Source organism: Nostoc commune NIES-4072 (assembly GCF_003113895.1).
GTDB lineage: Bacteria > Cyanobacteriota > Cyanobacteriia > Cyanobacteriales > Nostocaceae > Nostoc > Nostoc commune.
In genome coordinates, this window is sequence record NZ_BDUD01000001.1 from 4,377,329 (window position 1) to 4,394,218 (window position 16,890).

The following is a 16,890-nucleotide window of genomic DNA, read 5'->3' on the forward strand; positions in this document are numbered from 1 at the left end:
TTGCACAAAAGATAGGACTTACGCACACTCTACGAATTCTCGGCGCTCTTGGCGTCTTGGCGGTTCGAGAAATTAAGCTTTTTAGCAATTTTTGCGTAAGTCCTAAAAAGAGATTAGTATTTCATTCAATGCATCCATGTCAATTAAAAATGCATCATGCCCGTGGGTTGACTTCAGCCAAGCCAGTTGAGCATTAGGGATTAAATTTGCCAATTCTTGTTGTTCTACTGGAGGATAGAGGATATCAGAATCAATGGCGACAACTAAAGTCGGTTGCTGGATGCTTCGCAGAACAGATTCATAACCTGATAAATTAGGAACTGTGCGATCGCGTGCAACATCATGGCGATCCATTACATGAGTGAGGGTAATGTAAGTGTTCGCATCAAATCGTTCTGTCAGCTTTTGACCTTGATGCTGTAAGTAACTCGTTATAGCAAACTGCTCAGATGCATCATACTGGCGTCCAAAGCGAATTGTAAAACTATCCCAAGAACGGTAAGTAGACATTGCCATCATCCGCGCCACTGCTAGCCCTTGATTTGGGGGCGCATCCAGGGTGTAGTTCCCTCCTTGCCAGTTTGGATCGGCATAAATTGCCTGTCTTTGGGTTTCACTTAATCCAATACACCAAGCTGAATGTCTGCCAGAAACAGCAATAGGTGCGATCGCTTTCACTTTTTCTGGATATAATAACGCCCACTCCAGTGCTTGCATCCCACCGAGCGAACCGCCTATTACTAAACGCAGAGATTGAACACCCAGGTATTCTAGTAGTACAGCTTGCAGGTGAACCATATCTCGGATTGTAATCTCAGGGAAGGATACACCATAAGGCTTTCCCGTTGTTGGGTTGATGGTAGTTGGCCCAGTTGTACCGTAACAACTTCCCAAAATGTTACTGCACACAATAAAATCGTGTTCTGGATTGAAAGCTTTCCCTGAACCAAACAAAGGTTTCCACCAATCATCAGCGTCAGCCGAACCAGTTAAGGCATGACAAATTAGTACCCCATTATCGCCTTGAGCATTTAACTGTCCCCAAGTGCGATAAGCAACCTGCACCCCAGTTAATGTTTCGCCACCTTCAAGTTGAAATGGCACTGTCAACTGGTAAAACTGGGTTTGTGGTGAGATAAAGTCTGAGTAGATCATAGGGAGTGGGGAGTGGGAGCAGGGGGCAGGGGAGGCAGGGGAGGCAGGGGCAGCAGGGGAGGCAAGGGGACAAGGGGACTTAAATCAGAACTTGCAACAAGTGTTTCCCCTTGTCCCCAATTCTCCTTGTCCTCTTGTCCTTTTTTCCAATGCCCCATGCCCAATGCCCCATGCCCCATTCCCCATTCCCCATTCCCCATTTATTTCCTAACTTGCCAGAATGCCTGCTGGAAATCCTCTTTGATATCATCGATATGTTCAATTCCCACTGATACTCGCACCAAATCGGGTGTCACACCTGCTGAAAGCTGTTCGTCATCACTTAGCTGTTGATGGGTTGTGGAAGCGGGATGAATAACGAGGGTTTTAGCATCGCCAACATTTGCTAAATGACTCGCCAATTTTACATGATTAATAAAAGCTTTACCCGCCTCCAATCCACCTTTGATGCCAAAGTTTAAAACTCCCCCAAAGCCATGCCGGAGATATTTCTTCGCTCGTTCATGATATGGGTGATTAGGAAGTCCCGGATAATTAACCCATAATACTTGCTCTTGTTGCTCTAACCACCGAGCCAATTCTAGGGCATTGCTTACATGCCGATCTACACGTAAGGAAAGAGTCTCTAATCCTTGCAGTAAAAGAAAGGCGTTAAATGGACTCAAGGACGGGCCAAAATCCCGTAACCCTTCGACTCTGGCGCGGATAATAAAGGCAATGTTACCAAAAGAACCACTAGGGCCAAAGACTTCTTGAAAATTCAGTCCATGATAACCAGGTGCTGGCTCGGTAAACAAGGGAAACTTGCCGTTACCCCAGTCAAATTTACCCGAATCGACAATTACGCCACCAATGGAAGTACCATGTCCACCAATCCATTTAGTTGCAGATTGCACTACAATGTCTGCACCATGTTCAATTGGTCGAGCTAAATACCCACCAGCACCGAAGGTATTATCCACAATTAAAGGTATGCCGTTTTCGTGAGCAATGTGAGCTAATGCTGCAAAGTCGGGAATATTAAATTCAGGATTACCAATGGTTTCAACGTATAACGCTTTGGTGCGATCGTCCATCGCCTGACGGAAACTTTCTGGATCATCTCCCTCGACGAACTTGACGTTAATACCTAAACGTGGTAGTGATACTTTAAATTGGTTATATGTTCCCCCATACAAAAAACTAGTGGAAACAATATTATCCCCAGCCTGAGCGATCGTAGTGATTGCCAAGAATTGCGCCGCCTGCCCGCTAGCTGTTGCTAATGCTGCTACACCCCCTTCTAAAGCAGCAATTCGCTTTTCAAATACATCCGTCGTCGGATTCATGATCCGGGTGTAAATGTTGCCAAATTCCTGGAGAGCAAATAACCGCGCTCCGTGATCGGCGTCGTCAAATACGTAGGAAGTCGTTTGGTAAATTGGTACAGCGCGAGCATTAGTTCCGGGAGCCGGTTCTTGTCCAGCATGAACTTGCAGGGTTTCAAAACGATATTGTTCAGACATAAGCAGTTATTAAGAGAAGGCAGAAGGCAGAAGGCAGGGGGCAGGAGGCAGAAGGAAAGAATTATATAAGAAAGTAATACACTATTTGAGTGTTGTGTTAAAGAAATCTACGGTAATTCTTAAAGCTTACCGTATTTTATAGTTATTTTTAGTTCAAACATACTGTAGGGGCGCACAGCTAGCTATGCGCCCCTACCAAGAATTGTGGTTCAAATAGATGAAAAATGTTGTAATCTAAAACATTTTTGAGCGGATACGAATTTTATCTCTGTAAAAACTGTTCAATTAAGTTAGGGAACCAACATTGAACGAGGATTAATTATCCCTGCTTCTTGAATTGTTGAGAAAGCAGTTTCCCCGATGATGCGATGAGCCGCAGCCGTCGGATGAATGCCATCCCAGAACAAAAACTGGTCTGGTTTACCGCAGGTGTTAGAGCCAGACAAACATGAACTGATGACATTAGTAAAGTTAAAGGCTGTGGGATTTGCGATTGCATCTCGATACAGCGCGTTAGCATCTAATTGCACAATCTCCAGATCGGAATGCTGTTGACTAAGTACCTTGAGCGATCGCCTCAAGCCTTGATTATGTGCTTGGGTTAATGCACTGAGGTTCCCAGAATTCGCGCTGTTCCTAGTGGCAGGTAACTGTCCTAAATCTGGTAAATTTGCAACCAGAATCTTTTTAGCACCCACATCAGTTAGAGAGTTGATTGCCGTTGTCACATTTTTAACAGGAATAGTTGCACTGCTTACTCCTTGCAAGTAATCATTTGCCCCTGCCCACAGCACATACAAAGCATCTGGATTCGTATGTTGATGTGTCTGCGTAAACGTCTGCACTTGATTTAGCAAGCTAGGTACATAGCTGTTGCCAACATTGCCAGTAGTTGCTCCTCCATAAGCAAAATTATGAGTTTGTTTAGAGGAGAGATGGAGGCTTTCGCCAAGATACTCAATCCAAACCCGACCATTCGAGTAACGCCCCTGAAAGTAAGTTGGATTAGGTGGGTACATTCCTCCTGTCGCCCGGAATACCATCCCTGTATCCGAAAGACTATCCCCAAATACATAAAGTTCTGAGATGGGATGAGTTTTATCCATAAATTTTGCCGCTACAACCATGATAAAAATAAGGAGAGCAAGTCCCGTTCTTAAAAGCCACTTTTTTCTTTGCATTAAACTTTTCTGCAAACCCTAAAGACAATAGTTTTTACAACTGTTGATGATTATTGTTGTGAGTAAAGATTGAGCTTGCAATTGAGTACTTCTCTAACTTAACAAGCTAGCTTCAGAGCTAGTGAGCAAAACCGGATACTTTCAGGTGTGGATTTTGCCAATTGTCTTAATGCAACGCTGTTGTGTTTTATCACATCTCACTAATAAACGTTATCACCGAGAGTAATGCACCACATAAAGGTTTTGGTGCATTACTACGTATATTTAAAAAATTAAATATGGTTTTTATACAAATAAATACACTTGTGTTACTAAACTTGCAGATGTTCAGGTATTCTTGCCCATTAGGGGAACTAAAGAGGCGAATTAAAAATTGCATAAATGTTTAACTAGCCTCAGTTAAGTAATTGGAAATTTCAACCCATCTGTCCTGTGGCTGGACTTAAAGGAGTGTTTATTGCTCTTTCTATTCTTCAATTAGCTCACCCAAAAGGGTGAGTCATATATCAACCGATCAGGTGACCTGACTGAAGGAAGCTGAGATTAATAATAAAGAGGAATCTATTAGTAAAGAACAGCGATCGCATTTTACCTAAGAAAATCCTTATGAAACTTGTTACCTTAGTAAATTCTGGACTGATAATTGCTTTTATTACTCTTGTACCTGGAATTGCTGGCGCTGAAACAGCAAATAACAACAGCAGTGAGATAGCTATTAACTCTAACAATTTATCCAGTAACTCTACTTCTGTTAGTTATCTCCAGCCTTTCAATCTAATTACTTTTGCTTATCAGGGAGGTTTGAAGCAGCACGGAATTCCTAGTGGAGGAGAACTAGTATTTGGAACTCTTAACAAAAATATTATTGCAAAAGATTTAGTGAAGGCTGCTATTAATGCAGATAAATTACCATCACAACTTTTAAATGACCCAAATTATCTAAGTGCTGTTAATTTACAACTCAACGCTTTGCCTGATTATGCTGCTGCTGATTGATTTGCTTTTTCTGATATCTTTTTAAAAAGCGAAAGTTTCCATTGTAGTATATTTATGCCCTTCTTACCAATATAAATAAAAGCCTTTCCTACGCAGAAATTACTGTGTATAAAAGAAAGTTTTATCTTGAAAAACAAGTTCTAAATTTTGAGATAATTTGTGCTTATAAGTTGCTCTTATAGTGTGCGAAAGCCACAGAAAATTGTATAATCGACAGCTTATCGATCACAAATTTTCCTTTTCTATAGAGAATGACAGAAGTAATTAAATCCGGGAGCCTAAATAACATCGAGTCCATTGAGTTTGAAAAGCGGTGCTTGCATAAAGCCAGAGAAACAGGCGATCGCAATCGGGAAGTCGTTTGTCTAGGAAGTTTGGGCAATGCTTACCAGTCACTCGGCGAGTATCACCTGGCAATTGAGTTTTATCAGCAGTGGTTGGATATAGCGAAAGAAATAGGCGATCGCTTCGGGGAAGCTAAATCTTTATCTGGATTGGGCAACGCTTACCAATCACTGGGAAAATACCAGCGAGCGATTGAATATTATCACCAGTGGTTGAGTATTACCAGAAAAATAGGCGATGCCTATGGCGGTCAAAACCAACGTACTGGGGAAGGCATTTGCTTGGCAAGTTTGGGCAATACTTATGAATGCCTCGGCAAGTACGAACAAGCGATTGAGTATTATCAGCAGTGGTTGAGTATCACCAAGAAAATAGGCGATTGGACTGAAGAATGCATTTGTCTGGGAAGTTTGGGCAATACTTATGAATCGTTGGGGCAGTACCAACTGGCAATAGAGTTTTACCAGCAATGGTTAGAACTGGCAAGATTCATCTGCGATGCCTACGGCGGGCAATGCCAACGCAATGGTGAAGCGATGGCTTTAAGTGCTTTGGGTAATGTTTATAAGGCTTTGGGAAAATACCAAAAGGCGGTTGAGTTTCATCAATATTCATTAGAGATTAGAAAAAATCTTGATGACCAAAATGCAGAAGCAAACGCCTGGTTTAATTTGGGTCTGGTGTTAGAAAAAATCAATCGACAATCAGAAGCGATGGATGCTTTTTGCCATGCCCGCGAAATTTATCACACAATGGGACTAGATGCAAGTCTGCAAGATTGTAACCATGCCATTGAGCTTCTTTCTCAAAATGTTGCAAGTGCAGCATCTCCCTTCCGGCTTGGGAGATGGTTAAGTCATTTGTCGCAGTTCATCAAAGCTGATTCTAACCAGTAATACCTCTTACCACTGATTCAGGTAATGTGAGGATGTTTTAAAAGGCTTTGGCGATTATAAATCGCTAAAATACATGAAAATCCGCTTTTAAAACATCCTTTGAATACGCCAGATTACATCAAGAGGACGGGTATTCATTGAATACCGCAACTGAGCCTTTGCGATCAAAAGCAAGCACAGAAAACGGGTCTTTTCGATCCCCCATCTCCATCCCAGGTGTGCCTACGGGCATTTGAGGAACAGATAAACCAGCGACATTTGGCTTTTCTTGAAGCAAACGTTTGATATCGTTGGCTGGAACGTGTCCTTCGATAACATATCCATTAACAATTGCTGTGTGGCAAGATGACAAATTATCTGGCACATTATACTTTTGTTTAACTGTTTCGATGTCAGGCGTAGAAAAGTCTGTGATTTGAAAACCTTGTGCCTTTAAGTGGTCAATCCACCCGCCACAACAATTACAATCAGGGCTGTGATATACAGTAGCATTTAGGGCTGTTGATTTTAATGGTGTCTGTTTATCTTGGACTCCTCTAGTAGTACTTACCAATTGAGCATTACTCATAGAAGCAGTGCTTCCCAAGATGCCCAGCACCCCTATTGTGAGACAAATTATTACCACTGCACGTACAGCAACACGTATCAAAATAAGAGGTAAGTATTTTTGCCACCAATGAATAAATTGTTTGTACGACATTTAAGACTTCCTAAGTAAAAGATTACATAAATTTGTTGTAACAAATTCTCTTCAAAAAAACTCTGCGTATATATGCGCTTACTTTGCTTTTAAAAGAGCTACAATTCTTATGCGGTAAAAATCATTGCAACAGTGCTAGTATGTCAAATATTGGCATTTTGTAGCTTCTAAGTTGTGCTTATATAAGACAACAACTTTACTACATCAGCCTTCTGTTTTCTATATTATTGTTTTGGCGAAGGTACTGAATTATTAACCCATTTGCACCACTTGTAGGACAACAGCAAGCTATAGAATTACTCACTCAGGCTGCCCTTCAAAATCGGGTTGCTCCAGCTTATCTATTTGTGGGGCCAGATGGTGTAGGAAGAAGTTTAGCAGCCAGGTGTTTTGTGGAATTGCTATTTTCTAGCGAAATGGGAGTCACTGCGGCTTTACAAAACCGTTTGCGTCAAGGGAATCATCCTGCTTTGTTGTGGGTGCAACCGACGTACCAATACCAGGGACAACGATTAACAGCAGCAGAAGCAGCCGACAAAGGACTTAAGCGTAAAGCACCGCCTGTAATTCGCCTAGAGCAAATTCGGGAAATTACCGAGTTTCTCAGTCGTCCCCCCTTGGAAGCACCAAGGAATGTAGTCGTGCTGGAAGAAGCCCAAACAATGGCAGAAGCAGCAGCGAATGCTTTACTTAAAACTTTAGAAGAACCGGGACAGGCGACGTTAATTTTAATTGCACCTACACCTGAGTCTGTTTTGCCAACTTTAGTATCACGCTGTCAACGCATTCCTTTTTATCGCTTAGATGTCCAGTCTTTGGCTGTTGTACTTACACAAACTGGTCATCAAGAAATTTTGCAAAATCAAGCAGTATTGAGCATAGCAGCTGGCAGTGCCGGAAGTGCGATCGCATCTTACGAGCAATTACAAGCTATTCCTTCTGAGTTACTCGAAGACTTAAAAAAAATTCCTGCTTCTTACCGCAAAGCCTTGGAGTTAGCCAAGAAAATTGATAAGGATTTAGATACAGAAGCCCAACTGTGGTTAGTTGATTATCTTCAGCAATTTTACTGGCAGCAGTGGCATCAACCTAGCATCATCAACCAGCTAGAACAATCTCGTAAATACTTACTTTCTTACGCTCAACCACGGCTAGTTTGGGAATGTCTACTTTTATCTGTATGTCAAAAATAAAATTCCATCTACTAACTCTTGCATAAAAACCTTAAGCCTTTTAGCAATATTAAATGATATTACTTAAGCATCCGTAAATATTAGTACTTGTGTATTATTAATAGTAAGCTACGCGAAGCGTCTCCTAGAGGATGCAGTAAGTTAAAAGATTGCCCCAAAAACTTGAATTTGCTCAATTGTCAAAGCTTCATAGCAAATAAAAGTCTTGCGGGAGATGACTAATAAAGGCTGTCCGATTATTGTTTTTGAAGATTGTACCCCTGACTCATGATGAACTTACCGCAGACAATTCCAGTTCTTTTTTTAGGGACTATCTTGGCTATGCTTTCACCCCAAGTTTGTCCTGCTTTCACTGTTCAAGAGGTAGTTAGCCTTGCTAAAGCATCAAGTGATTTACCAGTAGTCAAATCAGCAGGACTGTCCCCCGATATGGATGTACCTTGGTCGAAAGCCGTGAGAATCGTTGACCCTTTTGAAGGGGAGTTTCTTGGGGTTTTCGACCGCAACTCCTTAGGTGGCTATTTGTTCCGTGAGGGTTCAACACAAGTTATTAGTTTGTGGACTCCTTCGAGTATTCGAGTTCTCGTAACTGTTAATTCGGGTGAAGCAAGGTCTCCTTTCTACACCGCAGGACGTGTGTATCCTAGACCTGAGTTTCTTAGGTTTGTCACTACCAAGAAAGTCGATAAACTTTTGCTTAAGGTCAGGGGAAAAATTTTTCAATTAGACGGTTCAATCGGCACTTTTGCTGTCAGTCAAGAATTAGCCACTGCTTTGAAAAATGCTCCAGATGAGAACTTAGATATCAGACTAGTCTTGGAAGGTGGTCAAACTGTTGATAGCGAAATTGGCAAAGGAACGGTGAAAGCTTGGCGAAACATTTATTAAGCGATGTCTCCAACAGCTATGCTGAGTTTTCTCATGCTAGAAATAGCGCCATAAATTGAGAAGCAAATTAAAAAATGGCATCGAGATGCAGTGATGGAGATGTAGAAATTCAGAGATGAGACTCATCAAATTCATGACAATGATCTATAATTACCAGATAAGTAGGTATTGTGGCGATCGCTAGCCTTTATGAGAATATTAGTCCGAAACGCCCAACTGCGTAGCTCTTCGTAGACATCATTCTTTAATTATTACTACTTTTATATTGTTGGTAGCGACGTAGATTAAATTAAACCGTACCTCTCAAGTTATAAAAAGGACATTAACTCTATGAAATTTGGTATTGATATGGGGCACAATTGCCCTCCAGATACAGGAGCAACAGGTATAAAACAAGAAGATGCTTTAACAAAAGCAGTTGGGACACAATTGATACAAAAACTCAAAGCAGCAGGTCATACTGCTATTGATTGCACTCCCACAAGCGCTAGCAGTGTAACCGATTCTCTGAGACAACGAACTAATAAGGCGAATGCCAATAACGTTAATGTCTATATTTCGATTCACTTTAATAAATTCAACGGTATAGCTAATGGCACAGAAGTTTTTGCCATTAGTAATGCATCACAAGGTATTGCTCAATCAGTTCTTAAAGAGATTGTTAAACTTGGTTTTCATAGCAGAGGGGTTAAAAATACAGGTTTCTTTGTTATAAAGAATACACAAATGCCAGCTATTTTAATTGAGTGCTGCTTCTGTGACTCTAAAACAGATATGGATCGCTTTGATGCTGAAAAAATGGCCGAAGCAATTAAAGATGGATTAATTGGTGAGTCCAAAGATGAAACTAAACCTGATAAAAGTTACATTTTGCAAGTTACAACAAAAACAGTTCTAAAGCCTTCTACAGAACAGGCATCAGAGCTACCAAAAGAATCTCTATTCGATATTGAGCCAGGGAGTTACCCCGTTTTAGATGTTCGTTTTGAAGAAAACCATTATTGGGTTAAGTGGCCTGATAAAACTAAAGTAAACCGAAACGAGCATTTTGTTTTTGCTGGATACAGCAAAGTTATAGAAAAAGATTAGCTATTTATCAAGCATAATTCAGGAGTCAGAATTCAGTTTGGTATTCTAATTTCTGGCTCCTGGATGCTTCTTCCAATCTAATTCATTGGTCAAAAAATTCCCGATTCCTCTAAAAAATTGGGTATATAAAACGCTTTATAATAGGCAAATATATGTCCTTGCTAGATGATTTAGTAAAGAATTATTTTAACAAAGATTTAGCCACAGTATTTATAAAAGTTGGTATTGCAAATGAAAAAATTACCGAGATTAATCGGCAAAGTTTAAAAGAAGTTACCCTTGCACAATGGTTATTAGAGTCTGCTAGAGGGAAAAGTGATCTTGCTGTCAATGCAAATAATTTTGCTGGATTAAAATGGCGATTTCCTGACATGAAAGGGTTTGCTGAACCTTTGAAAATCAGAGTTCCTTCTGAGCCAGAAGAAGTTGAGTTCTGTAAATTTACAGATATAGATGCTTTTATTATTGGTTATTGGAAATTTTTAACTCGCACTCCTTATAAAGGCTTAGAAGATTATACGAACACGCCAGAAAACTTCCTTGGCTTTCTCAAGGCTAAAGGCTATTCATCTGATCCTAAATATGTGAGTAAAGTTGTAGACTTGCTTCCAGAGGCGCAAAAGTTACTAGCTAATGCAGGTAGAGTTACCATTCCCGCTTCAGTGGAACAACTACAGCTAATTCGTGCGCCAAAAGAAGTTGAATTAGGGCAAAATTTCAGGGTTGAGGGCGTAGCACGTTTAGCTGACAGTGGCAAAGTTTTGTCGATTATGATCGACGATCAATTTCCAGTCGCAAGTGTAACAATTAATCAGGACGGCAAATGGCAATTTGATTTCGTCTTTAAACAAGAAGGCGATCGCCGCATGATAATTACCATTAACGATCAAACTTTAGAGATCCGCATTAAAGTTGTTGTTCCTTTCGATCACAAAGACATAACTTGATTTTTTCCGATAAACTCCCTTAACGTGTCATAATCCCTGTGATTTGAGAGCATCCAAATCACAAAACTCTTATCTAGCAAGTATTTCAGGTTTATTTATATTTTTTCTGCAAAATGTTAGTTTCCTAGAATTTTAGGGAACTCTATAAATAAGCATGGGAATTATCAAACCTAATGGCTGTAATACAAAGACAATACGGTAGCTTTTGCTACCGTTTACTCATTTTTAGCTAAAACAAATAGATATATATCATCATCTTCACCAAAAGAGACATTTACCAAGATGACATAAGTGAATTAATATTGTACTTTGGTGACATTTAAGACATAGAGAAGCACAGAGGCAGAGGAAATGGGTTTGTTTCAATATTCCATTTCCTATTCCCCATTCTCAATTCCCATTTAATGAACAGTCTGCGCTAGGGTAGGAATTGAAACTCAATTTGTGATTTCCTGTGCCTCCCTGCAAACGTCCAGCTGTATTTCTAATTTGGGCTGTTCTACTGACTTCGTTAACAGCCTGTGCTAACAGTCCAGTTGCCAAAAACCTTGAGGAATCTTTGGCGGCAGATCCAAAACTGCAAAGCAATCCAGTTGTCTTTGGAGAATCTCAGAGTAATCAACCGCAAGCACAGCAAAACGAATCAACACTTCAGTTACCACCGGATTTTCCCAAAGATATCCCATTATATTCCAATGCCAAACTACAGGAAGTGACACCTGCTAACGGCTCAGAAAACAGAATTTCAACTCGTTGGTTGAGTTCTGACCCCAGTAACTTTATTGCTAACTTTTATAGTAGCCAGTTTAAAACAAATAACTGGCAGATTTTGCAACAGCCAACAGATGATGCAGGAGGTGTGTTTGAGGCACGTCGTAGCGATTTGCTGTTGAAGGTTTCCATTCAGCCTAAATCAGTTACTAACGCTACACCAAATCAACCCCAAACAGCCACCGAATTACTAATTGACTACGTACCGAATAGTACTGCAACGGCACAATCTACGCCAACTACAAATTCTGACGAAAATACTAACGCCGTTCCTCAACCAGGAGATTCCCAGTTTATTGGCCCAATACCACCCGCAAACTTGGCAGCACAGCCACCAAGTACGGCTAATAACCAAACAACTTCTACAGCCACAGCCGAATCTCAAGAATTCAACGATTTGAATAAGGCACCGCAAGAATGGCGGCAACATATCCAAGACTTGGCTGCATTAGGTGTTTTATCTATAGAACCAGAAGCAAGCAAGAGCAATACTACTACAAGTAAACAGTTTGAACCCGGTAAAATTGTTACACATCGGGAATATGCTCGTTGGCTAATTGCTGCTAACAATGCTATGTATGCCAGCAATCCAGCTAAACAAATTCGCTTGGCATCAGAAACTACTCAACCAGTTTTTAGTGATGTGTCTGCAAAAGACCCTGATTTTCCAGCAATTCAGGGGTTAGCCGAAGCTGGGTTAATTCCCAGTCCTTTGTCTGGAGATTCTACGGTAGTTTTGTTTCGTCCTGATGCCCCCCTAACGCGGGAACAGTTGCTGCTATGGAAATTACCTCTAGATACTCGCCAAGCTTTACCCTCTGCTAACTTAGATGCGGTCAAACAAACCTGGGGTTTCCAAGATGCGGCGCGAATTGACCCCAAGGCTTTAAGAGCAGTGTTGGCTGATTACCAGAATGGCGAACAATCAAATATTCGGCGAGTGTTTGGTTATACGACTTTGTTTCAACCCAAAAAACCAGTAACTCGTGCTGAGGCTGCTACGGCTTTGTCGTATTTCGGCAGTCAGGGTGAGGGTATATCGGCTACTGAGGCTTTGAAATTAAAGCAAAGTTCAAATAATTCGTAATGAGGCTCTATCCTCTCATAGAGAAGCTATGCCGAAGGTGTTACCTATCCTTCGCGCTCTTTGCGAGGCTTTGCGCGAACGCGGTTTGTTCTCTTATGCCTCAAAATTAATGCGATAAACTACTAGGATGGTTTATCCTATTTTGTTGCGTTTAGTCCGTAATTATCATAGAAGTGGGCAATTATCATCTTTTAATGTAAATTTTGCCATTTCTTTATAATGTAGCTATTTTTTCTCAAGAAAATGTAAATCTAACTATTTTCAGCGTTTCTACCTGTGTTTGATGAAATTTTGAGGCATAGTTAAGTAAAACAACGTAAGTTAACTTAAGAGGCGTACTTAGTTAGCAGATACTGCACTGGCGGCGATTGAGGCTAAGTCTGTTCCTGAACCTTCGATAAATTTAGGTATTTTAGCTCTTGGTGCTTTTGGTGCGATCGCAGTCCTGAAGCGTCAACAAAAAAGGTCAGCACTTGTATCAGCAGACCGGGTTTTTGATGCACAATTGTCTCATACAACAGTTGAAAACTAAACTAACTGTATTAATGTGGGATTACGATCGCTTATTTCAAATTATTGAAGAATTAATCATGCACCATTCTCCTAGTGGTGTAGAAGCTGAGATTAACCAGTTGTTGATGCAACGATTTGCGGCGCTGGGTGTAGAAGTTTGGTGCGATCGCGCCGATAATATTATTGCCAAGATTCCAGGGAAAAATCCAGACGGAGCGATCGCAATCACCGCACACAAAGACGAAATTGGCGCAATTGTCAAGAGTCTCGGTGATGAAGGTCGTGTGAAAGTCAGCAAACTCGGCGGTTCTTTCCCGTGGGTTTATGGCGAAGGAGTTGTCGATTTACTGGGAGATAACAAAACTATTAACGGTATTCTCAGCTTTGGTTCCCGCCACGTTTCCCATGAATCGCCCCAGAAAGTGCAGCAGGAAGATACTACTGTTAAATGGGAAAATGCCTGGATTGAAACGAAGCTTACATCAGCTGAATTAGAAGCTGCTGGCATTCGACCTGGAACTAGAATGGTAATCGGCAAGCATCGCAAGCGTCCAATTCGGTTAAAGGATCATATTGCTGGTTACACTTTGGATAACAAAGCCTCTGTGGCGATTTTGCTAGCTTTGGCTGAAAACCTGAAACAGCCAGTTGTTGATGTTTATTTAGTAGCTTCAGCAAAAGAAGAAGTGGGAGCAATTGGGGCACTATTTTTCACTCAAAATCAGCCTTTGGATGCTTTAATTGCTTTAGAAATTTGTCCATTATCTGAAGAATATCCTGTTAAAGATGGGGAAAATCCTGTACTTTTATCTCAAGATGCTTATGGGATATATGATGAGGGGTTAAATGGACAACTGCGCCATAGTGCCAAGCAACTCAATATGCCAGTGCAGTTAACAACTCTAAGTGGGTTTGGTAGTGATGCTTCAATTGCCATGAAATTCGGACATGTTGGGCGTGCTGCTTGTTTAGCATTTCCCACACAAAATACACATGGATATGAAATTGCTCATTTAGGAGCGATCGCTAATTGTATCGATTTGTTAAAAGCTTTCTGCGAAAATGAGTTTGAGTGATATTGAGAGGCTTTGATTTGAAGGAGCGATGCCTACGGCGGTAAACTACGTATATCAACCCAAAATAGCGTGAATTTTTCTGGTTGTTGAAAATGCGCGTAGGCGTAGCCCGTCGTAGACATCGCACAGCAAGATTATTCCTACTATTGATGTGGCGTGAGTAGGATAACTTGCTCTAATGCCTACTTCTGTTTATTTCTCTTTGGTTTCGGTTGAGTAACCCACCACGCCACTATACCAAAGATAAGGGTAGCTAAAACACTCCAAAGTAAAGATAACACCAAGGGGTGAACTGGGTACTTAAAATTTATCTGTGGTGCAAAGGGTTTATCTATGTGTTGGGTGACAACACCAGAAACTATTGCACCGCCACCAAAGGCTATACCTATTACTTGGATGGTGCGTTGTGACATACTCCTACACTGACTGAGTACAGTACAGTGTAGGCTTCTCACCAAATCCAGCTATTGCTTCTCCTGGCGGAGACGCTACGCGAACGGATACTCGATGAGCTTTAAGAACCGGATGCCCCACGGCTCTATTTTTTATTACGATAGCTGCATTATGATCTCGATCTAGACTGCAACCACACAGACAAGAATGCCATCTTTCATGCAACTTTTTGGGAACCTTCACCCCACAACTAGAACAATCAAGGGAAGTACCTGATGGATTCACTGCAATTACCAATAACCCAGCATTTTCGGCTTTGGTGCTTAGAATTGACAAGAAGCTTGACCACCCAGCATCATGCACAGACTTGGCTAGCATGGAACGAGAAAGACCTTTGACGTTTAAATCTTCGTGAACTACAACATCATATTTTTTCAGTAGATTATTGACTGTTTTGAAGTGAAAGTCTTTACGCTTATCAGCTACTTTTTTGTGCTGTTTGGCAACTTGTTTAATAGCTTTTTTGCGCCGATTACTCCCTTTCTTACGGCGTGAGATACGTTTTTGAATAGCCCGTAATCGCTTCTGAGATTTCCGGTAATGCTGAGGGATTGAAACAACATCACCCTCGGAAGTTGTCAAAAACTCTTTTAAACCGAGATCAATACCTGTAATTGAGTCTGCATTGAAATCAGGTTTAATATTTGGTACTGTCGTATCTTCAAGGCTTAAAGTTAAATAATATCCATCAGCTTTTTTGGTAACAGATGCAGTTTTAATTTTAAAGCCATCTGGAATAGGACGATGCTTTAGGACTTTAACTATGCCGAACATGGGCAAAGTAATTAGATTGCCTTGCAAACATCCATCCTTCATCTGTGGATATGTGAACGTGCGATAACGGTCGCGTGACTTAAACCGAGGTCGTCCACTTCGTTTTCCATTACTATCACCTTTAAGAAAACGGTCAAAAGTTACCTTAACTCGTTTGACTATATCTTGTAGTACCTGCGAGTAAATTTCGCCGTACCAAGGATGAGTCTTTTTAAGCTGCGGTAGCGTTTTCTTTTGTGAGTAATAGTCTGGGTTATCGCGCAATTCTGGTATGTGGCAGACAAGAGGGCAAGCGTTAATCGGTGAACGATTGCGCTCGTACCAATCAAATCTATCAGCCAACAAGTAGTTATATTGAGCGCATAACATAGACAGCCATCTATCTATGTCAATGGCTTGTTTTGTTGTTGGTCGTAGTTTGTATTGATACGCTGTTCTCACTTGTTCGCCTCATCCTCGTCTCATTATGTTAACATAAACGAGGGAACATTGGGGGAACAAATGAAGAACAAAGAGTTAAAGATACGCATTAGTGAGCGTAGACTCAATAAAGTACGATTGTACGCAGTTCGCACTGACAAAAGTATGACTCAAGTAATTGAAGAACTCATTGATTCTTTACCAACCCTAGAGATAGGCAATTCGTCATCTCTTCGAGAGGCTTCGCCAACGACCAACATTGTCCAGTAAACTGCGTTCACTATCCCTCGTTGGTCAATTCCTCACAGCCTGTGAATTCATCCCACGCTCCCCTGAGTACAGGGTGAGACGTGGGGCTTCTTCTGCTTTAGCTAACAACGGGAATTTTTTGGCCACTGCTTCCAAAGCGATCGCCCCGTAGCACTTTCAATTTATCGTTTGTGATTTTGGCGATGCCTGGGTTGGGCTACGCCAACGCATTTATCGATTTGGCGATCGCAATTGCTATTTCGGAGTTCGCAATTGCTATTTCGGAGTTCGCAATTGCTATTTCGGAGTTCGCATTTGTTATTTCGGAGTTCGCATTTGTTATTTCGGAGTTCGCAATTGCTATTTCGGGGTACTCAGTTGCTATTTCGGGGTATGCAATTGCTATTTCGGGGTACTCAATTGCTATTTCGGAGTTCGCAATTGCTATTTCGGGGTATGCAATTGCTATTTCGGGGTATGCAATTGCTATTTCGGGGTATGCAATTGCTATTTCGGGATACTCAATTGTTATTTCGGGGTTCCTGTTGCTGATTGTACTTATTCTCAAACAACAAATCGATATGAAAAATGAGTAAAAACACAGGCAAAGTCGTAATTATTTCGTTGAACTTTTAATGAAATAAATCCACAA

General features: G+C 41.1%; 18 protein-coding genes. 11 read left to right on the forward strand and 7 right to left on the reverse strand.

Translation table 11 applies throughout. The features are described 5' to 3' along the window. Positions 1 to 102 precede the first annotated feature (102 nt). The 4 genes from metX to CDC33_RS19250 form a co-directional block, all read right to left on the reverse strand. Positions 103 to 1,155: a homoserine O-acetyltransferase MetX gene (gene metX / locus CDC33_RS19240; protein WP_109009878.1), complete on the reverse strand. Its 1,053-nt coding sequence runs from the start codon at positions 1,153 to 1,155 to the stop codon at positions 103 to 105. Continuing rightward, positions 1,152 to 1,355, reverse strand: a complete 204-nt coding sequence (locus CDC33_RS38900) for a hypothetical protein (RefSeq protein WP_181374075.1) — start codon at positions 1,353 to 1,355, stop codon at positions 1,152 to 1,154. Before CDC33_RS38900 ends, metX begins: the two co-directional genes overlap by 4 nt. Next, positions 1,356 to 2,660 carry an O-acetylhomoserine aminocarboxypropyltransferase/cysteine synthase family protein gene (locus CDC33_RS19245; RefSeq protein ID WP_109009880.1) on the reverse strand — a complete coding sequence of 435 codons (1,305 nt, stop codon included), beginning with the start codon at positions 2,658 to 2,660 and terminating at the stop codon, positions 1,356 to 1,358. 290 nt (positions 2,661 to 2,950) lie between these two features. Then, the gene (locus CDC33_RS19250) at positions 2,951 to 3,841 is read right to left on the reverse strand and encodes an SGNH/GDSL hydrolase family protein (protein WP_109009882.1); all 891 of its coding nucleotides are present in this window, start codon (positions 3,839 to 3,841) and stop codon (positions 2,951 to 2,953) included. 606 nt (positions 3,842 to 4,447) lie between these two features. On the opposite strand from CDC33_RS19250, the gene CDC33_RS19255 reads away from it, so the two are divergent. Further along, the gene (locus tag CDC33_RS19255; protein WP_109009884.1) at positions 4,448 to 4,837 is read left to right on the forward strand and encodes a hypothetical protein; all 390 of its coding nucleotides are present in this window, start codon (positions 4,448 to 4,450) and stop codon (positions 4,835 to 4,837) included. Positions 4,838 to 5,088: 251 nt separating this feature from the next. After that, positions 5,089 to 6,078, forward strand: coding sequence for a tetratricopeptide repeat protein (locus CDC33_RS19260; protein ID WP_109009886.1), 990 nt, complete (start codon positions 5,089 to 5,091; stop codon positions 6,076 to 6,078). Between the two features lie 118 nt (positions 6,079 to 6,196). Here the strand turns inward: CDC33_RS19260 and CDC33_RS19265 are convergent, their stop codons facing one another. Continuing rightward, positions 6,197 to 6,778: a DUF411 domain-containing protein gene (locus CDC33_RS19265; RefSeq protein WP_109009888.1), complete on the reverse strand. Its 582-nt coding sequence runs from the start codon at positions 6,776 to 6,778 to the stop codon at positions 6,197 to 6,199. A gap of 248 nt (positions 6,779 to 7,026) precedes the next feature. On the opposite strand from CDC33_RS19265, the gene CDC33_RS19270 reads away from it, so the two are divergent. The 7 genes from CDC33_RS19270 to CDC33_RS19300 all read left to right on the forward strand — a co-directional run bounded on the left by CDC33_RS19270 (position 7,027) and on the right by CDC33_RS19300 (position 14,342). Next, complete coding sequence (locus CDC33_RS19270) at positions 7,027 to 7,971, forward strand: DNA polymerase III subunit delta' (protein WP_109009890.1); 945 nt, start codon at positions 7,027 to 7,029, stop codon at positions 7,969 to 7,971. A gap of 267 nt (positions 7,972 to 8,238) precedes the next feature. Continuing rightward, positions 8,239 to 8,859 carry a hypothetical protein gene (locus CDC33_RS19275; protein WP_244919286.1) on the forward strand — a complete coding sequence of 207 codons (621 nt, stop codon included), beginning with the start codon at positions 8,239 to 8,241 and terminating at the stop codon, positions 8,857 to 8,859. A 330-nt stretch (positions 8,860 to 9,189) separates the two neighbouring features. Next, the gene (locus CDC33_RS19280; RefSeq protein ID WP_109009894.1) at positions 9,190 to 9,948 is read left to right on the forward strand and encodes an N-acetylmuramoyl-L-alanine amidase; all 759 of its coding nucleotides are present in this window, start codon (positions 9,190 to 9,192) and stop codon (positions 9,946 to 9,948) included. 152 nt (positions 9,949 to 10,100) lie between these two features. After that, on the forward strand, positions 10,101 to 10,895 hold the full coding sequence (locus CDC33_RS19285) for a glucosaminidase domain-containing protein (protein ID WP_244919287.1): 795 nt from the start codon (positions 10,101 to 10,103) through the stop codon (positions 10,893 to 10,895). A gap of 454 nt (positions 10,896 to 11,349) precedes the next feature. Beyond that, positions 11,350 to 12,753, forward strand: coding sequence for an S-layer homology domain-containing protein (locus CDC33_RS19290; protein WP_109009896.1), 1,404 nt, complete (start codon positions 11,350 to 11,352; stop codon positions 12,751 to 12,753). Positions 12,754 to 13,120: 367 nt separating this feature from the next. Beyond that, the gene (locus CDC33_RS19295; RefSeq protein ID WP_280524455.1) at positions 13,121 to 13,285 is read left to right on the forward strand and encodes a PEP-CTERM sorting domain-containing protein; all 165 of its coding nucleotides are present in this window, start codon (positions 13,121 to 13,123) and stop codon (positions 13,283 to 13,285) included. A 13-nt stretch (positions 13,286 to 13,298) separates the two neighbouring features. Further along, entirely contained in the window at positions 13,299 to 14,342 is a 1,044-nt protein-coding gene (locus CDC33_RS19300) for a M42 family metallopeptidase (protein ID WP_109009898.1), read from the forward strand. 182 nt (positions 14,343 to 14,524) lie between these two features. Here CDC33_RS19300 and CDC33_RS19305 read toward each other — a convergent pair whose 3' ends face one another. Beyond that, positions 14,525 to 14,755 (reverse strand): hypothetical protein, encoded by a 231-nt coding sequence (locus CDC33_RS19305; protein ID WP_244919288.1) that lies wholly within the window; start codon positions 14,753 to 14,755, stop codon positions 14,525 to 14,527. 4 nt (positions 14,756 to 14,759) lie between these two features. Beyond that, entirely contained in the window at positions 14,760 to 16,010 is a 1,251-nt protein-coding gene (locus CDC33_RS19310) for an RNA-guided endonuclease InsQ/TnpB family protein (protein ID WP_109009418.1), read from the reverse strand. 60 nt (positions 16,011 to 16,070) lie between these two features. On the opposite strand from CDC33_RS19310, the gene CDC33_RS19315 reads away from it, so the two are divergent. Together CDC33_RS19315 and CDC33_RS19320 are read left to right on the forward strand one after the other, a co-directional pair. Beyond that, complete coding sequence (locus CDC33_RS19315; RefSeq protein ID WP_109009417.1) at positions 16,071 to 16,259, forward strand: hypothetical protein; 189 nt, start codon at positions 16,071 to 16,073, stop codon at positions 16,257 to 16,259. Positions 16,260 to 16,441: 182 nt separating this feature from the next. After that, positions 16,442 to 16,834 (forward strand): hypothetical protein, encoded by a 393-nt coding sequence (locus CDC33_RS19320; protein WP_146195841.1) that lies wholly within the window; start codon positions 16,442 to 16,444, stop codon positions 16,832 to 16,834. The last annotated feature ends 56 nt before the right edge of the window (positions 16,835 to 16,890 follow it).